The 13,521-nt window shown below is 68.4% G+C and carries 12 protein-coding genes and 1 pseudogene; 10 read left to right on the forward strand and 3 right to left on the reverse strand.

Features of this window, described 5'->3' with window-relative positions:
* The first annotated feature begins 259 nt into the window (after window positions 1-259).
* From DFQ59_RS17895 to DFQ59_RS17925, 7 genes and pseudogenes are all read left to right on the forward strand, one after another.
* Window positions 260-886, forward strand: coding sequence for an L-threonylcarbamoyladenylate synthase (locus tag DFQ59_RS17895; RefSeq protein WP_114281106.1), 627 nt, complete (start codon window positions 260-262; stop codon window positions 884-886).
* Between the two features lie 51 nt (window positions 887-937).
* Window positions 938-1,636: a site-2 protease family protein gene (locus DFQ59_RS17900; RefSeq protein WP_114281107.1), complete on the forward strand. Its 699-nt coding sequence runs from the start codon at window positions 938-940 to the stop codon at window positions 1,634-1,636.
* Between the two features lie 16 nt (window positions 1,637-1,652).
* Complete coding sequence (locus DFQ59_RS17905) at window positions 1,653-2,882, forward strand: tryptophan--tRNA ligase (RefSeq protein ID WP_425451047.1); 1,230 nt, start codon at window positions 1,653-1,655, stop codon at window positions 2,880-2,882.
* A gap of 284 nt (window positions 2,883-3,166) precedes the next feature.
* Entirely contained in the window at window positions 3,167-3,982 is an 816-nt protein-coding gene (locus DFQ59_RS17910) for a segregation and condensation protein A (protein ID WP_114281108.1), read from the forward strand.
* Window positions 3,979-4,593 (forward strand): annotated as a pseudogene (gene scpB / locus DFQ59_RS20355) (SMC-Scp complex subunit ScpB); the annotation flags it as partial. The gene DFQ59_RS17910 and the pseudogene scpB, both read left to right, overlap by 4 nt.
* Before the next feature lie 236 nt (window positions 4,594-4,829).
* A complete protein-coding gene (rluB, locus tag DFQ59_RS17920; protein ID WP_114281110.1) occupies window positions 4,830-5,645 on the forward strand; it encodes a 23S rRNA pseudouridine(2605) synthase RluB in 816 nt (271 codons plus the stop codon).
* On the forward strand, window positions 5,629-6,393 hold the full coding sequence (locus DFQ59_RS17925; protein ID WP_114281111.1) for an endonuclease III domain-containing protein: 765 nt from the start codon (window positions 5,629-5,631) through the stop codon (window positions 6,391-6,393). The genes rluB and DFQ59_RS17925 overlap by 17 nt, the downstream gene beginning before the upstream one ends.
* 78 nt (window positions 6,394-6,471) lie before the next feature.
* Here the strand turns inward: DFQ59_RS17925 and DFQ59_RS17930 are convergent, their stop codons facing one another.
* Entirely contained in the window at window positions 6,472-6,909 is a 438-nt protein-coding gene (locus tag DFQ59_RS17930) for a hypothetical protein (protein ID WP_114281112.1), read from the reverse strand.
* A 480-nt stretch (window positions 6,910-7,389) separates the two neighbouring features.
* On the opposite strand from DFQ59_RS17930, the gene DFQ59_RS17935 reads away from it, so the two are divergent.
* Complete coding sequence (locus DFQ59_RS17935; RefSeq protein WP_114281113.1) at window positions 7,390-9,165, forward strand: GspE/PulE family protein; 1,776 nt, start codon at window positions 7,390-7,392, stop codon at window positions 9,163-9,165.
* Between the two features lie 133 nt (window positions 9,166-9,298).
* On the opposite strand, the gene DFQ59_RS17940 is transcribed toward DFQ59_RS17935, so the two are convergent.
* Both DFQ59_RS17940 and DFQ59_RS17945 read right to left on the reverse strand, forming a co-directional pair.
* Window positions 9,299-10,057, reverse strand: a complete 759-nt coding sequence (locus DFQ59_RS17940; RefSeq protein ID WP_114281162.1) for a YciK family oxidoreductase — start codon at window positions 10,055-10,057, stop codon at window positions 9,299-9,301.
* A gap of 91 nt (window positions 10,058-10,148) precedes the next feature.
* Entirely contained in the window at window positions 10,149-10,997 is an 849-nt protein-coding gene (locus tag DFQ59_RS17945) for a squalene/phytoene synthase family protein (RefSeq protein ID WP_170142215.1), read from the reverse strand.
* 409 nt (window positions 10,998-11,406) lie between these two features.
* On the opposite strand from DFQ59_RS17945, the gene DFQ59_RS17950 reads away from it, so the two are divergent.
* Entirely contained in the window at window positions 11,407-11,670 is a 264-nt protein-coding gene (locus tag DFQ59_RS17950; protein WP_114281115.1) for an OadG family protein, read from the forward strand.
* 51 nt (window positions 11,671-11,721) lie between these two features.
* Window positions 11,722-13,515, forward strand: a complete 1,794-nt coding sequence (oadA, locus tag DFQ59_RS17955) for a sodium-extruding oxaloacetate decarboxylase subunit alpha (RefSeq protein ID WP_114281116.1) — start codon at window positions 11,722-11,724, stop codon at window positions 13,513-13,515.
* Window positions 13,516-13,521 lie beyond the last annotated feature (6 nt).

Consider the following 13,521-nt stretch of genomic DNA (forward strand, 5'->3'; position numbering starts at 1 on the left):
GAACAACCGCCCCCGCAAATGCCTTGGAATGAAAACGCCGAACCAGGTATTTTTCGGGATCAACCCACCGGTTGCACTAGTGAGTTGAATCCGCGCTCTTTTGAAGTCTTTATCGCCTTGCTGAGTATTCCACCCGGAACAGTGTGCAGGATGTCCCGGCAGGCGGTGGCGAGGCAGGCGGGGACAGACGCGCGGCGGGCTTTGGGTTAGAATTCCTCCCTTTCCTGGAACCGTAGCCGGCCGCCGCGCCGAAGCCGTCATGAGCCAGTATTTCCAGATCCACCCGATGAACCCCCAGGCGCGCCTGATCAACCAGGCGGTCGCCATCATCAACAACGGCGGTGTGATTGCCTATCCCACCGATTCCAGCTACGCCCTCGGCTGCCACATCGGCGACAAGGGCGCCATGGAGAAGATGCGCCGCATCCGCCAGGTGGACAAGGAGCACAACTTCACCCTGGTCTGCCGCGATCTCTCCGAGCTGGCCCTCTATGCCCGGGTGGACAACACGGCATTCCGCCTGCTCAAGGCCTTCACGCCTGGTCCCTACACCTTCATCCTGCGCGCCACCGGTGAAGTGCCGCGCCGGCTGCAGCACCCCAAGCGCAAGACCATCGGCCTGCGGGTGCCGGACAACGCCATCGTCCGGGCCCTGCTCGAGGCGCTGGGCGAGCCCATCATGAGCTCCACCCTGATCCTGCCCGGTTCCGATCGGCCGCAGACCGACCCGGAGGAGATACGGGAGCGCGTCGGCCACCAGCTCGATCTCATCATCGACGGCGGACCCTGTGACATGGAGCCCACCACCGTGGTGGACCTCACCGAGGATGTTCCCCAGGTGGTGCGGGTCGGGCGCGGCGATCCCTCGTTGTTTACCGTCCAATGAGCCGTCCGCAGCCGCCGCGGCCGGCATCCGTACTGCGGTTATAATCCCCTGATGCCTGATTTCAATTCGGTTCAACTGTTCGCGGTATGGGTGTTGCCCGTGCTCTTCGCCATCACGCTGCACGAAGCGGCGCACGGCTGGATGGCCCGGCGGTTGGGCGATCCCACCGCCGAGATGCTGGGCCGGCTGACGCTCAATCCGCTGAAGCACATCGATCCGGTGGGCACCATCCTGGTGCCGGGCATACTGCTGCTGCTGGGCAGCGGCGTCCTGTTCGGCTGGGCCAAGCCCGTTCCCGTCACGATGGAGAACCTGCGCAACCCGCGGCGCGACATGGCCTGGGTCGCGGCGGCCGGCCCCCTGGCGAACCTGCTCATGGCGGTGCTGTGGGCGTTCATCATCCACGTGGGGCTGTGGACCATCGAAATGTCGCCGGGGGTGGCCCGCCCGCTGGTGTTCATGGGAGTGGCGGGGGTGTTCATCAACACCATCCTGATGGTGCTGAACCTGGTGCCGATACCACCGCTGGACGGTGGGCGCGTGGCCATGAGCCTGTTGCCGGGCCCCTGGGCCTGGAAGCTGTCCCGGCTCGAGCCCTACGGCATCCTTGTCGTCCTCCTGCTGCTGGTGTCGGGAGTGCTCGGCATCGTGATATGGCCCGTCATCTCCGCGCTGCAGATGGGGCTGGGGGTCATCTCCGGCCTGCCCGCGGGGGACTTCTTCCGCCTCCTGTCCGCCCTTGTCAACTGAATTTGGAGATCCTGGCTTGGAAACCGTCGTGACCAACGTACCCACCCAGCACCAGCGCGTGCTCTCGGGCATGCGCCCCACCGGACGGCTGCACCTCGGCCACTACCATGGTGTGCTCAAGAACTGGGTCAAGCTCCAGCACGAGTTCGACTGCTTCCTCTTCGTGGCCGACTGGCATGCGCTGACCACCCACTACGAGGAGCCGGAGGTCATCGAGAAGAACGTCTGGGACATGGTCATCGACTGGCTGGCGGCGGGCATCAACCCCGGCTCGGCGAGGATCTTCATCCAGTCCCGGATACCCGAGCACGCCGAGCTGCATCTCCTGCTCTCCATGATCACGCCGCTGGGCTGGCTGGAACGGGTTCCCACCTACAAGGACCAGCAGGAGAAGCTCAAGGATCGGGACCTGGCCACCTACGGCTTTCTCGGCTACCCGGTGCTCATGAGCTCCGACATCCTCATGTACAAGGCCGGTCTGGTGCCGGTGGGCGAGGACCAGATCTCCCATCTCGAGGTGACCCGCGAACTGGCCCGCCGCTTCAACCATCTCTACGGCCGCGAGCCCGGCTTCGAGGAGAAGGCCGAGGCGGCCAGCGCCAAGATGGGCAAGAAGAACGCCAAGCTCTACCGCGAGCTGCGCCGACGCTACCAGGAGCAGGGCGACCAGGAGGCGCTGGAACGCGCCCACGCCCTGCTGGAGAGCCAGCAGAACATCACCCTGGGCGACCGGGAGCGGCTGTTCGGCTACCTCGAGGGGGGCGGGCGCATCATCCTGCCCGAGCCCCAGCCGCTGCTCACCAGGGCCTCCAAGATGCCGGGCCTGGACGGGCAGAAGATGTCCAAGTCCTACGGCAACACCATCGCCCTGCGCGAGGACCCGCAGGCGGTGGAGCAGAAGCTGCGCACCATGCCCACCGACCCGGCGCGGGTACGGCGCACCGATCCCGGCGACCCGGACAAGTGCCCGGTGTGGCAGTTCCACGAGATCTACACCGACGACGCCACCCGTGCCTGGGTGCGCGAGGGCTGCACCACCGCCGGTATCGGCTGCCTGGACTGCAAGCGGCCCGTCATCGACGCGGTGCTCGCCGAGCAGGCGCCCATCGCCGAGCGGGCGCGCGAGTTCGAGGCCGATCCCAAGCTGGTCCGCAACCTGGTGGCCGAGGGTTGCGAGGCGGCCCGCGACGTGGCCCGCGCCACCATCGAGGAGGTCCGGGCCGCCATGGGGCTGGCTTATCGATAGAAAAAGCGCGATCTATCCGCAGATTACGCAGATTACGCAGAAACAACATTAAGTCTGGAGTCGTGTCTTCTCATCCCGAGGCGATCAGTTGCGGAACGCGCTGGTTCCCGGTACGGCGGTCGCTCAGGGATGGAGTATGTGGCTGCGGGCCGGCCCCATACTCCGGGTCAATCGGTGTAATCCGTGTAATCTGTGGATAATCAAAGCATCAAGTCTTCTTTCGTGTCCTTCGTGTTGTTCGTGGTTCAATAGGACCTTTACAGGACCTTCGGGGTGGGTAAGCCATGAGCGAGGTGCCGGGTCAGCAGGCGCAGCAGGAGGAGATGCCCTTCGCCATCGTGCAGGGGACGCCCGTGATCAAGCTGCCCCAGGACCTCTACATCCCCCCGGATGCGCTGGAAGTGTTCCTGGAGGCCTTCGAGGGCCCCCTGGATCTGCTGCTCTACCTCATCAAGCGGCAGAACCTGGACATCCTCAACATACCCATCGCCGCGGTCACCCACCAGTACCTGCAGTACGTGGAGCTGATGCAGGGAATGCGCCTGGAGCTGGCGGCGGAGTACCTGGTGATGGCGGCCGTGCTGGCGGAGATCAAGTCGCGCATGCTCCTCCCGCGCCCGGCGGAGAGCGAGGAGGAGGGCGAGGATCCCCGCGCCGAGCTGGTGCGCCGGCTGCAGGAGTACGAGCGCTACAAGAAGGCGGGGGAGGACATCGACGAGATGCCGCGGCTGGGCCGCGACACCTGGACCGTGGTGGCCGAGCCGCCGGTCTACGAGTCGGCGCGGCGGCACCCCGATGTGGACATGCGCGAGCTGCTGCTCGCGTTCCGGGAGGTGCTCCACCGTGCCGAGATGTTCACCAGCCACCACATCCAGCGCGAGGCCCTGTCCGTGCGCGAGCGGATGTCGATCGTGCTGGAGCGGCTGAACAGCGACCAGTTCGCCGATTTCTCCTCCCTGTTCACCCTCGAGGAGGGACGAATGGGGGTGGTGGTCACCTTCCTGGCCATTCTCGAGCTCATCAAGGAGTCGCTCATCGAGATGATTCAGACCGATGCCTTCGGACCCATTCATGTGAAGGTGGTGGGGGCGCGCTCATGACCGGAGACCAGCTCAAGCCGATCCTGGAGGCGGCGCTGCTCGCCGCGGATCGTCCCCTCAGCCTGGATCACCTGCTGGCCCTGTTCGACGAGGCGGAACAGCCGGAGCGCAAGCTGCTGCGCGAGGTGCTGGATGCGCTGGCCGCGGATTGCGCGGGCCGCGGCGTCGAGCTCAGGGAGGTGGCCAGCGGTTGGCGCTACCAGGTGCGGCGCGACTACGCGCCGTGGGTCACGCGGCTGTGGGAGGATCGCCCGCCGCGCTACTCCCGGGCCCTGCTCGAGACCCTGGCGCTCATCGCCTATCGCCAGCCCATCACCCGCGCCGAGATCGAGGAGATCCGCGGCGTGAGCGTCAGTTCCAATATCGTCAAGACCCTGCTGGAGCGCGAATGGGTCCGGGTGGTCGGTCACCGGGATGTTCCCGGCCGGCCGGCCATGTATGCCACCACCCGCCAGTTCCTCGACTACTTCAACCTCAAGAGTCTCGAGGAGCTGCCGCCCCTGGCGGCGATCCGGGATCTCGATGTGATCAGCGCGGAGCTCGAGCTGCCGTTGTCCGGCGAGCCGCCGATGGCAGCCGGGGCCGACGACCTCGGGGACGAGGAGGAGGCGCCGCGCCGGGAGGAGCCGGAGGGCGGTGGGGAGGTCTGGGCGTCCGTCGCGCCCCCGGAGCCGGGAAGGGAGGGGGCGGAGGCAGCGGAGACGCCGGGTGGGGATGAAGGGGAAGCCACCGGCGTTGAGGAGGACTCTACCGCGGAAGTGTTCGAGCCGGCCGGGACGGACGAGCCGGGCGGCGGGGATGAGCAGGATCCGGTGGAAGACCAGGGCTTCCCGCGGCGGGGTGAGGCATGAGCGAGAAGCTGCAGAAGGTCCTGGCGCGGGCCGGATTCGGATCCCGGCGCCAGATGGAGACCTGGATCGAGGCCGGCCGGGTCACGGTCGACGGCAGCCCGGCCCGGTTGGGTGACCGGGTGGGGGACGAGGCCGACATACGGGTGGACGGTCAACCGGTATCGCTCCGGCAGCGGCAGGAGGACCGGACCCGGGTGCTCATCTACCACAAGCCCGAAGGCGAGGTCTGCAGCCGTTCCGACCCGGATGGCCGGCCCACGGTTTTTGATCGCCTCCCCCGGCTGGGCATCGGGCGCTGGATCAGCGTCGGGCGGCTGGACGTCAATACCAGCGGCCTGCTGCTGTTGACCAACGACGGGACGCTGGCCAACCGCATGATGCACCCCTCCACCGGGCTCGAGCGCGAGTACGCGGTGCGGGTGCTCGGCCTGCCGGGCCCGGAGGCGCTGCAGCAACTGGTGCAGGGGGTGGAGCTGGAGGACGGCAGCGCCCGTTTCGAACGCCTCATGGAGGCCGGCGGCAGCGGCGCCAACCGCTGGTACCACGTGGTTCTGACCGAGGGGCGCAAGCGCGAGGTCAGGCGCCTCTGGGAGGCGGTGGGTGCGACCGTCAGCCGTCTCATCCGCGTGCGTTACGGCGCCTTGAAACTGCCGCCGCGCCTGCGCCCCGGGCGTTGGGAGGAGCTGGACGCCCCGGCGGTGGCCGCCCTGCGGGCCCAGATCGGCATGGCCGCGGAAGCACCGGCCGCGCCGCCCCGCACCCCCAGGCGCCGCACCGGTCCCGCCCGCGGGCAGCATGTGCGGCGGCGCTGAACCCGGGGCCGGACCCGTTCCACCCGGAGCGTCCCCATCCACCGCACCCACCCTGGGGGAGCTGTACGACCGGCTCCTGGCCGCCTACGGTCCGCAGCACTGGTGGCCGGGAGACGGTCCCTTCGAGGTGCTGGTGGGCGCGGTGCTCACCCAGAACACGGCGTGGCGCAACGTGGAGCGGGCCCTGGAGGGCCTGCGCGCCGCCGGGGCCCTGAACCCCGGGGCCATCGCGGCGGCGTCGCCGGATCGGCTGGCGGCCTGGATTCGATCGGCGGGCACCCACAACGTCAAGGCCGCCCGCCTGCAGGGACTCTGCCGCTGGTTTCTCGACTCGGGCGGCTTCACGGCGCTCGCCCGGTTGCCCCTCCCGCAGCTGCGGGAGGCGCTGCTCTCGGTCAGGGGGGTGGGTCCGGAAACCGCCGACGACATCCTGCTCTACGCCTTCGGTCAGCCGGTATTCGTCATCGACGCCTATACCCGGCGGATCCTGGGTCGGCTGGGGCTGGCGCGGGGCGACGAGGGATACGAGCCGCTGAGGCGGTCGATGGAGTCCGGCCTGCCCGCGGATCCCGGCCTGCTCGGGGAGTACCACGCCCTGCTGGTGGCGCATGCCAAGGCCGTCTGCCGTCCGCGGCCGCTGTGCGGAGAGTGTTGCCTGCGTCTGCGCTGTCCGACGGGAGCATCAGTCGGGGAGGGGGGGACTCCCGCGAAGGCGCAAGGCTCGCGAAGAAAAAGGCGGACTGAGTGAGCCCGCGAACCCTGCGCTCCGGCGCGGGGCACATCCCGGCCGGGACGACCCCGGGTTCACGTCCGCCCGTTGCGGCGGTCAGGCGCCGCTGGTGAGGGCGGCCCGGGATATCTGGACGGCCAGTCCCCGCAGGCGGTTGGGCAGGTGGAGATTGCCGCCATAGAGGACGAGGACCCGGCGGGGCTCCGTTTCGTTGGTGGCGATGGCCTCTATCCGCTTCACGATGTCGGGCTGCTTCAGCTCCTTCCCGAGCTCGGGCAGCAGGAATACGCCGTACTGCCTGCGGTCGTGGATGTAGTCGAGGGCGTCACTGAGCCGGGACGTCTCCGGGATGGGAATGAATTCGGCGGTGAGACGCCGCAGACCCTGCTCCGGGAGCCACTGGTAGCTGGCCTTGCCGGTGCTGCGGTCCAGGTGCTCGAACAACTCGAGCAGAGCGCCGACGTCGGTCTCCTCGAACAGGATGAAGCGATGACCCGCATCCAGCAGGGTATCAAGCTGCACAATCTCGTTCATGACGCTGCCGTTCCCCCCCCTCCGTTTCACCGTCGCGGTGCCGGACAGCACCGCCGCCCACGCCCAGGACCAGCACTTCCGCTTTCGATGAGAATACCTCTTGACGGCTTTCGGGCCTAGCCCGGATAGTGCCGGGTATGAATCCCCGAGCCCGGCCCGGGCAAAGGCGCACCCCGCATCGCGCCTGGCCGGCGGGGTCCGGGGCGAAATCATCCATCGGCGCTGCGCCTTGGATCGGCCGCGCAGAGCATGAGGCCCGGTGTCTCGAGGCCCGGACGGTTTGGCCCGATTGCCGCGGCGTACCCATTGAACCGGTTACCCCGTGGAGTGCCCGGCACGGCTTTGCCAGGGTTTGGGGTAGTGTGCTTAACTCAGGTGAACGCCGAGCCTGGAGCAATCGAGGCGAACATGGAGAGTCATCCGGTTCGGCCCTATCCCGGCCCGGGGTCAATGGTGTCCTGAACGAGACCGGTGAGGAGCATGCAGCAGCCTACCCAGAACGCCACCAGCCGTACTCCCAAGACCTCGGCCATCACCAGCCTCGAGTCGCTCTTCAACGCCCTGCGCCAGGTGCGGAGGGCCCCCGAACTGCAACTGGGTGACATCCTCATCGACCAGGGACTGCTGAACCTGTCCCAGTTGCGCTCGGCGCTGGAGCGGCAGCGCATGGAGCCGGGCCGCCATCTCGGCTCCATCCTGGTGGAAATGGGCATGGTCTCCCGGGAGGACGTGCACTGGGCCCTGGCCCAGAAGTTCGGCATTCCCTACGTCGACCTGGAGAAGTTCGAGGTGCCCGAGAACGTGGCCCTGCGGCTGCCCGCCGACCTCGCGTTCCAGTACCGGGTGATCCCCATCGCCGAGGTGGACGGACGCCTGGTGGTGGCCATGGAGAACCCCATGGACTGGGAGGCGGTGGAGGTCATCCGCTTCAACACCAACCTCAATATCGAGGTGGTGATGGCCGCCGCGCCGGACATCTCCCGGCTCCAGCAGCGGCTCTATGCCCAGTTCGACGAAACCGAGGCGCTGGAGGACCTCAACCTGGTGGGGCCGGTCGGTCCCGCCCGGGGGGAGGAGTCCACCCAGCTGATGGAGCGCGAGGCGCAGAAGAAGCCGGTGGTCCGGCTGGTCAACGCCATCATTCTCCAGGCCATCAGCGCCAGGGCCTCGGACGTGAACATCCGCCCGGAGAAGTCCCGGGTGAACGTCTTCTACCGCGTGGACGGGAGGTTGCAGCTCATCCGCTCCCTGCACAAGACCCTGCTGCCGGCCGTGGTCAGCCGCATCAAGATCACCGGGCAGATGAACATCGCCGAGCGCCGGCTGCCCCAGGACGGCCATGCCCGCATGGTCCACCAGGGACGCACCATCGACCTGCGCATCTCCATCATCCCCACCATCATGGGGGAGAGCGTGGTCATCCGCATCCTGGACAAGGGGGTCGGGCTGCGGCCGCTGGACGAGGTGGGGTTCACGCCCCGGGACCTCGGCATCCTGCGCCAGATGATGGTGCGCAGCTACGGCATGTTCCTGGTCACCGGGCCCACGGGATCCGGCAAATCCACCACCCTGTACGCGATTCTCAACGAGGTGAAGCGGCGCGAGCCCCACATCCTCACCGTGGAGGACCCGGTGGAGTACGACATGGAGGGGGTGGAGCAGGTGCAGGTCCACCTGGCCGCCGGGTATACCTTCGCCGAGGCGCTGCGCCATTTCCTGCGCCACGATCCCGACGTCATCATGGTGGGGGAGATCCGCGATCTCGAGACCGCCCGCATCGCCAACAAGGCGGCGCTCACCGGCCACCTGGTGGTCAGTACCCTCCACACCAACGACGCGGTCAGCACCATCACCCGCCTCATCGACATGGGTATCGAGCCCTACCTGGTGAGCGCGGTGATCATGGGCGTCATGGCCCAGCGGCTGGTGCGCCTGATCTGCCCGGACTGCAGGACCGAGGCGGAGGTGGACCCGCTCATCCGCGCCTCCCTGGGGGTGGATGAGTCCGAGGTGTTCTATACCGGCAAGGGCTGCAGCAACTGCAACGGCTCCGGCTACCGCGGACGGAGCATGGTCTATGAGCTGCTGACCGTCTCTCCCGAGATTGTCGACCTCATCAACCACGAGCGTCCGGTCCAGGAGATCAAGGAGATGGCGGTCAGCCAGGGAATGGTCCCGCTGACCCAGTGCGCCCTCAACCTGGCCCGGGAAGGGCGCACTTCGCTGGACGAAGTGTTCGCCGTCCGCCTCGACTAGCCCCGCCCATCCACCAGCCCGTCACCGCGGCCGCAGGGAGCACCGGCGGGCACGCCCGGATTCGGTCTTCCCGGGATACTCTGTGGCGAGGGCGCCGGTTCAGGGTTGGCCGACAGCCGGCCCCGCGGGCGCATCAGCCGCCGGTCCGGGTCTCCCGCTGGGCGCGGAGCCTCTGGCCGTGCACCCCGTGTCCGTCCGGCCCCAGCAGGTAGAGATAGGGACCGACGATGGACTCCGGCAACGGCAGATGGGTCGGGTCCTCCGCCGGGTAGGCCTCCTCCCGCAGACCGGTGCGCACCGGGCCCGGATCGATGCTGTTGACCCGGATTGCCGTATTCTCCAGCTCGTCGGCCAGCACTTCGACCAGCCCCTCCACGCCCGCCAGCGAAGCCGCGTAGGCCCCCCAGTACGCACGACCCTGCCGACCCACCTCGGCGCTGGTGAACAGGACCGAGGCCTGTTCCGGACGACGCAGCAGCGGCAGGCAGGCGCGGGTGAGGAGGAACGGGGCGTTCAGGTTGACCTGGCAGACCTTGAGCCAGGTTTCGGGGTCGTAGTGATCGATGGGGGCGAGCCGGCCCAGGATGCCGGCGTTGTGCAGCAGCCCGTCGAGGCGTCCGAACTCCTGGTCCAGGGTGGCGGCGAGTTCCTCGTAGTCCTTCACGGTGGCCGTTTCCAGGTTCAGCGGCACCAGCGCCGGCCGCGGGTGCCCGGCCGCCTCGATGGCGTCATAGGCCTGCTCCAGGCGGGCCTGGCTGCGGCCCAGCAGGACCAGCGTGGCGCCGTGGGCGGCGGCGGCCAGGGCGACGGCACGACCGATGCCGGTGCCGGCGCCGGTGACGAGGATGACCCGATCCCGGAGAAGGTTTGCGGAAGGTTTGTAGTCGAGCATGTGGTTGTCCATCGTGCTTGCGGTCGAGGGTAGTCGCCGCGCCGGAAAAAGTGGATAGCCTACCGCGAAGGTGCGTCTGCGGGAATGCGAATTATCGTGCGCTGCGCCAGGCAATCCAGAGCTTGCGCAGGGGCGTCAGGCTGACCCGGCAGCCGAGGTCCCTGAATTCGTCCTGCTCCAGGGTGTCCACCAGCGCCAGGCGCAGGGCCGTGAGTACGCGCAGGTGTGTCAGAGCCGATCGCGACTCCGGTGCCAGGGACTCCAGGGTCCCGGTGTGCAGGCTGCGGATGCGCCCGGCCTGGCGGCCCAGGGCCAGGCGCAGGGCCGGGGTGGGCCGCCCATGGACCAGGTCCTCCGCGTTCGCGCCGGCGGCCTGGAGGGTCTCGGCCGGGAGGGGCAGGCGGCCGGCGCGGGCGCGCGGCATGGCGTCACGTAGCTGCCGGCCGAGCTGATCCACGGCGCCGAGCCGCCCCGCGGCCGCGAGTGTCGCCGGTTCGCGGCAGCCAAGGGTCCGCGCCAGCAGCCGGGCCAGGGAGCCGGAACCCTGCAGGGCGTTCTCCAGCTGCAGCGGGAAGTCGGGATAGCCGCCCCGGTCGAGCTCATCCCGGGTGGCCATGACGAGGCCCTGGAACTCCTCCCGCGGCAGCGACCACTGTTCCACCGCGGGCAGTAGGGCGCGGGTCAGGGGGTGGCGAGGCGTCCCGGCGAACAGGCGTTCAAGCTCCTCTTCCCACCACTGCAGCTTGAGCCGGGCAATGCCCGGTTCGCTGACCATGCCGGGAATCTCCTGCACCTCCCGGCCCAGCCGGTGCAGCTGATGCAGCCACGGCCGCGCCTCGGGCGGTGAGAAGCGCAATGCGTAGTAAAGAGTGCTGCCCCGTGGCGGCGCCGTCTCCTCCGGCACCCGGGGCAGGGTGGGGGACTGTTCGGTCTGTTGCATGGGCCCAGTGTATCCTATCGGTACCCGTGCCGGCGGCTGGAGCCGGCCGGTTGCAGGCAGCAACGATGGCCCCGGCGCCAGGGCGCCGGGGCCTGCCGTCGACCGGCCAGCGGGCCGGTAAACCAGGAACATCGTGGACTTGGTGTCCTCGCGCCCGGCGCCCTGCGCCGGGTCGCGATTCAGGGTCGGCCATGCCGCGGCAGGGCCGGAAGCGGCGTTTGCGCATTGCCGCAAATGTGGGGTAGATTAGGTGGGTTACAATAAAACAAACTTATAAGCGCATCGGGCCGAATAATCATCGCCCGCCGTCCCGAAACCTCGGTTCAACTCCCGACAGATCCCTGCGCCAGGTACAGGGGTGGGAGGCGTCCGGCCGGGAGGCAGCGCTGCAGGAAACCAGGAGTCAACGATGCCGGTATCCGAGTTGCTTTGGTCCGGGCTGGAACTGATGATCATGGGCATGGGGGTGGTCTTCATCCTGCTGGGCCTGCTGGTCTTCACCGTTCACGGTGTTTCCCGGCTCATCCAGCGGTTCGAGGCGCGCCAGCCGCAGCCCTCCCCGGGCGCCGGCCCGGCACCCTCCGCGTCCACGGCGCAGGGGAATACCGAACTGATGGCGGTGATCAGCACCGCCGTGCACCGTTTCCGTTCCCGCCGTCACACTCCCCGCTGAGCCAATCCGCCCCGAGCAGGCACACCGCCAACCCGAGGAGACTCACCGCCGATGACCAACCCGCTCGCCATCACCGACGTGGTCCTGCGTGACGCCCACCAGTCGCTCCTGGCGACCCGGATGCGCATCGAGGACATGCTGCCCATCGCCGCCAGGCTCGACCAGGTCGGCTACTGGTCGCTGGAGACCTGGGGGGGCGCGACCTTCGATGCCTGCATCCGCTACCTGGGCGAGGATCCCTGGGAACGGCTGCGGCGGCTGAAGGCGGCCATGCCCAATACCCGGCAGCAGATGCTCCTGCGGGGGCAGAACCTCCTGGGTTACCGGCATTACGCCGATGACGTGGTGGAGCGCTTCGTGGAACGGGCGGCGGAGAACGGCGTGGATGTGTTCCGCATCTTCGATGCCATGAACGACCTGCGCAATCTCGAGACCGCGGTCAAGGCCGCGATCCGGGTCGGCAGGCATGCCCAGGGCACCATGTCCTACACGGTGAGCCCGGTCCACACGGTGGACATGTGGGTGGAGATGGGCCGGCGCCTCGAGGAGATGGGGTGCCACTCCATCTGCATCAAGGACATGGCCGGCCTGCTGCGCCCCTACGTGGCCGAGGAACTCGTCACGCGCCTGAAGGAGAGCGTCTCGATACCCATCGCCATGCAGTGCCACGCCACCACCGGCCTGAGCACCGCCGCCATCGTCAAGGCGGCGGAGGCGGGCATCGACATGGTGGACACGGCCATCTCCTCCATGAGCATGACCTATGGCCATTCCGCCACCGAATCGGTGGTCTCCATCCTCCAGGGTACGGAGCGCGACACGGGGCTCGACCTGAAGCTGCTGGAGGAGATCGCCGCCTACTTCCGCGAGGTGCGCAAGAAGTACGCGAAGTTCGAGGGCAGCCTGAAGGGGGTGGATTCGCGGATCCTGGTGGCCCAGGTGCCCGGCGGCATGCTCACCAACATGGAAAACCAGCTCCGCGAGCAGAATGCCTCCGATCGCATCGACGAGGTGCTGAAGGAGATCCCCCGGGTGCGCGAGGACCTCGGCTTCATCCCCCTGGTGACCCCCACCTCCCAGATCGTGGGGTCCCAGGCGGTGCTCAACGTGCTCACCGGCGAGCGCTACAAGTCCATCACCAAGGAGACGGCCGGCGTCCTGAAGGGGGAATACGGCGCCACGCCCGCCCCGGTGAACAGTGAGCTTCGGACCCGGGTGCTGGAGGGCGGTGAGCCGATTACCTGCCGCCCCGCCGATCTCATCGAACCGGAGCTGGATCGGCTGACCGGCGAGCTGGAAGGGCTGGCCACGGAGAAGGGCATCGATCTGGCCGAAGCGGTGGTGGACGATGTCCTCATCTACGCGCTCTTCCCCCAGGTGGGTCTCAAGTTCCTGGAGAACCGTGCCAACCCCTCGGCGTTCGAACCGGCGCCGGGGAGCGAGCCCGAACCGGCCCCGCTGCCGGCTGCCGCAACCACGGCACCGGCCGGGCCGGAGCGCTACGCCATCACCGTCAACGGCACCACCTATGACGTGACGGTGGCCCCGGGGGGCGAGGTGACGGGGGTGGTTCCCGGCGCGGCGGCCGCTTCACCCGTCCCCGCGGCAGCCGGTGCGGTTCCGGCCGGCAGCGCGCTGCCGGTGGCCGCGCCCCTGGCCGGCACCATCTTCAAGCTGATGGCCCGGCCCGGCCAGGCGGTCGCCGCCGGCGAGGTGGTGGTGATCATGGAGGCCATGAAGATGGAGACCGAGGTCCGCGCTCCCCGCGCCGGCACCGTGACCGAAATCAGCGTGAAGGAAGGCGACGCGGTGCAGGTGGGCGACGCCCTCCTGCTCCTGGCCTGAGGCGCC

Source organism: Thioalbus denitrificans (assembly GCF_003337735.1).
Lineage (GTDB): Bacteria > Pseudomonadota > Gammaproteobacteria > DSM-26407 > DSM-26407 > Thioalbus > Thioalbus denitrificans.

Bases quoted from the DNA above. Each gene is read 5' to 3' on its own strand.
- DFQ59_RS17895 (WP_114281106.1), top strand. From the start codon at position 260: ATGAGCCAGTATTTCCAGATCCACCCGATGAACCCCCAGGCGCGCCTG.
- DFQ59_RS17900 (WP_114281107.1), top strand. From the start codon at position 938: ATGCCTGATTTCAATTCGGTTCAACTGTTCGCGGTATGGGTGTTGCCC.
- DFQ59_RS17910 (WP_114281108.1), top strand. From the start codon at position 3,167: ATGAGCGAGGTGCCGGGTCAGCAGGCGCAGCAGGAGGAGATGCCCTTC.
- rluB (WP_114281110.1), top strand. From the start codon at position 4,830: ATGAGCGAGAAGCTGCAGAAGGTCCTGGCGCGGGCCGGATTCGGATCC.
- DFQ59_RS17925 (WP_114281111.1), top strand. From the start codon at position 5,629: ATGTGCGGCGGCGCTGAACCCGGGGCCGGACCCGTTCCACCCGGAGCG.
- DFQ59_RS17930 (WP_114281112.1), bottom strand. From the start codon at position 6,909: ATGAACGAGATTGTGCAGCTTGATACCCTGCTGGATGCGGGTCATCGC.
- DFQ59_RS17935 (WP_114281113.1), top strand. From the start codon at position 7,390: ATGCAGCAGCCTACCCAGAACGCCACCAGCCGTACTCCCAAGACCTCG.
- DFQ59_RS17940 (WP_114281162.1), bottom strand. From the start codon at position 10,057: ATGCTCGACTACAAACCTTCCGCAAACCTTCTCCGGGATCGGGTCATC.
- DFQ59_RS17945 (WP_170142215.1), bottom strand. From the start codon at position 10,997: ATGCAACAGACCGAACAGTCCCCCACCCTGCCCCGGGTGCCGGAGGAG.
- DFQ59_RS17950 (WP_114281115.1), top strand. From the start codon at position 11,407: ATGCCGGTATCCGAGTTGCTTTGGTCCGGGCTGGAACTGATGATCATG.
- oadA (WP_114281116.1), top strand. From the start codon at position 11,722: ATGACCAACCCGCTCGCCATCACCGACGTGGTCCTGCGTGACGCCCAC.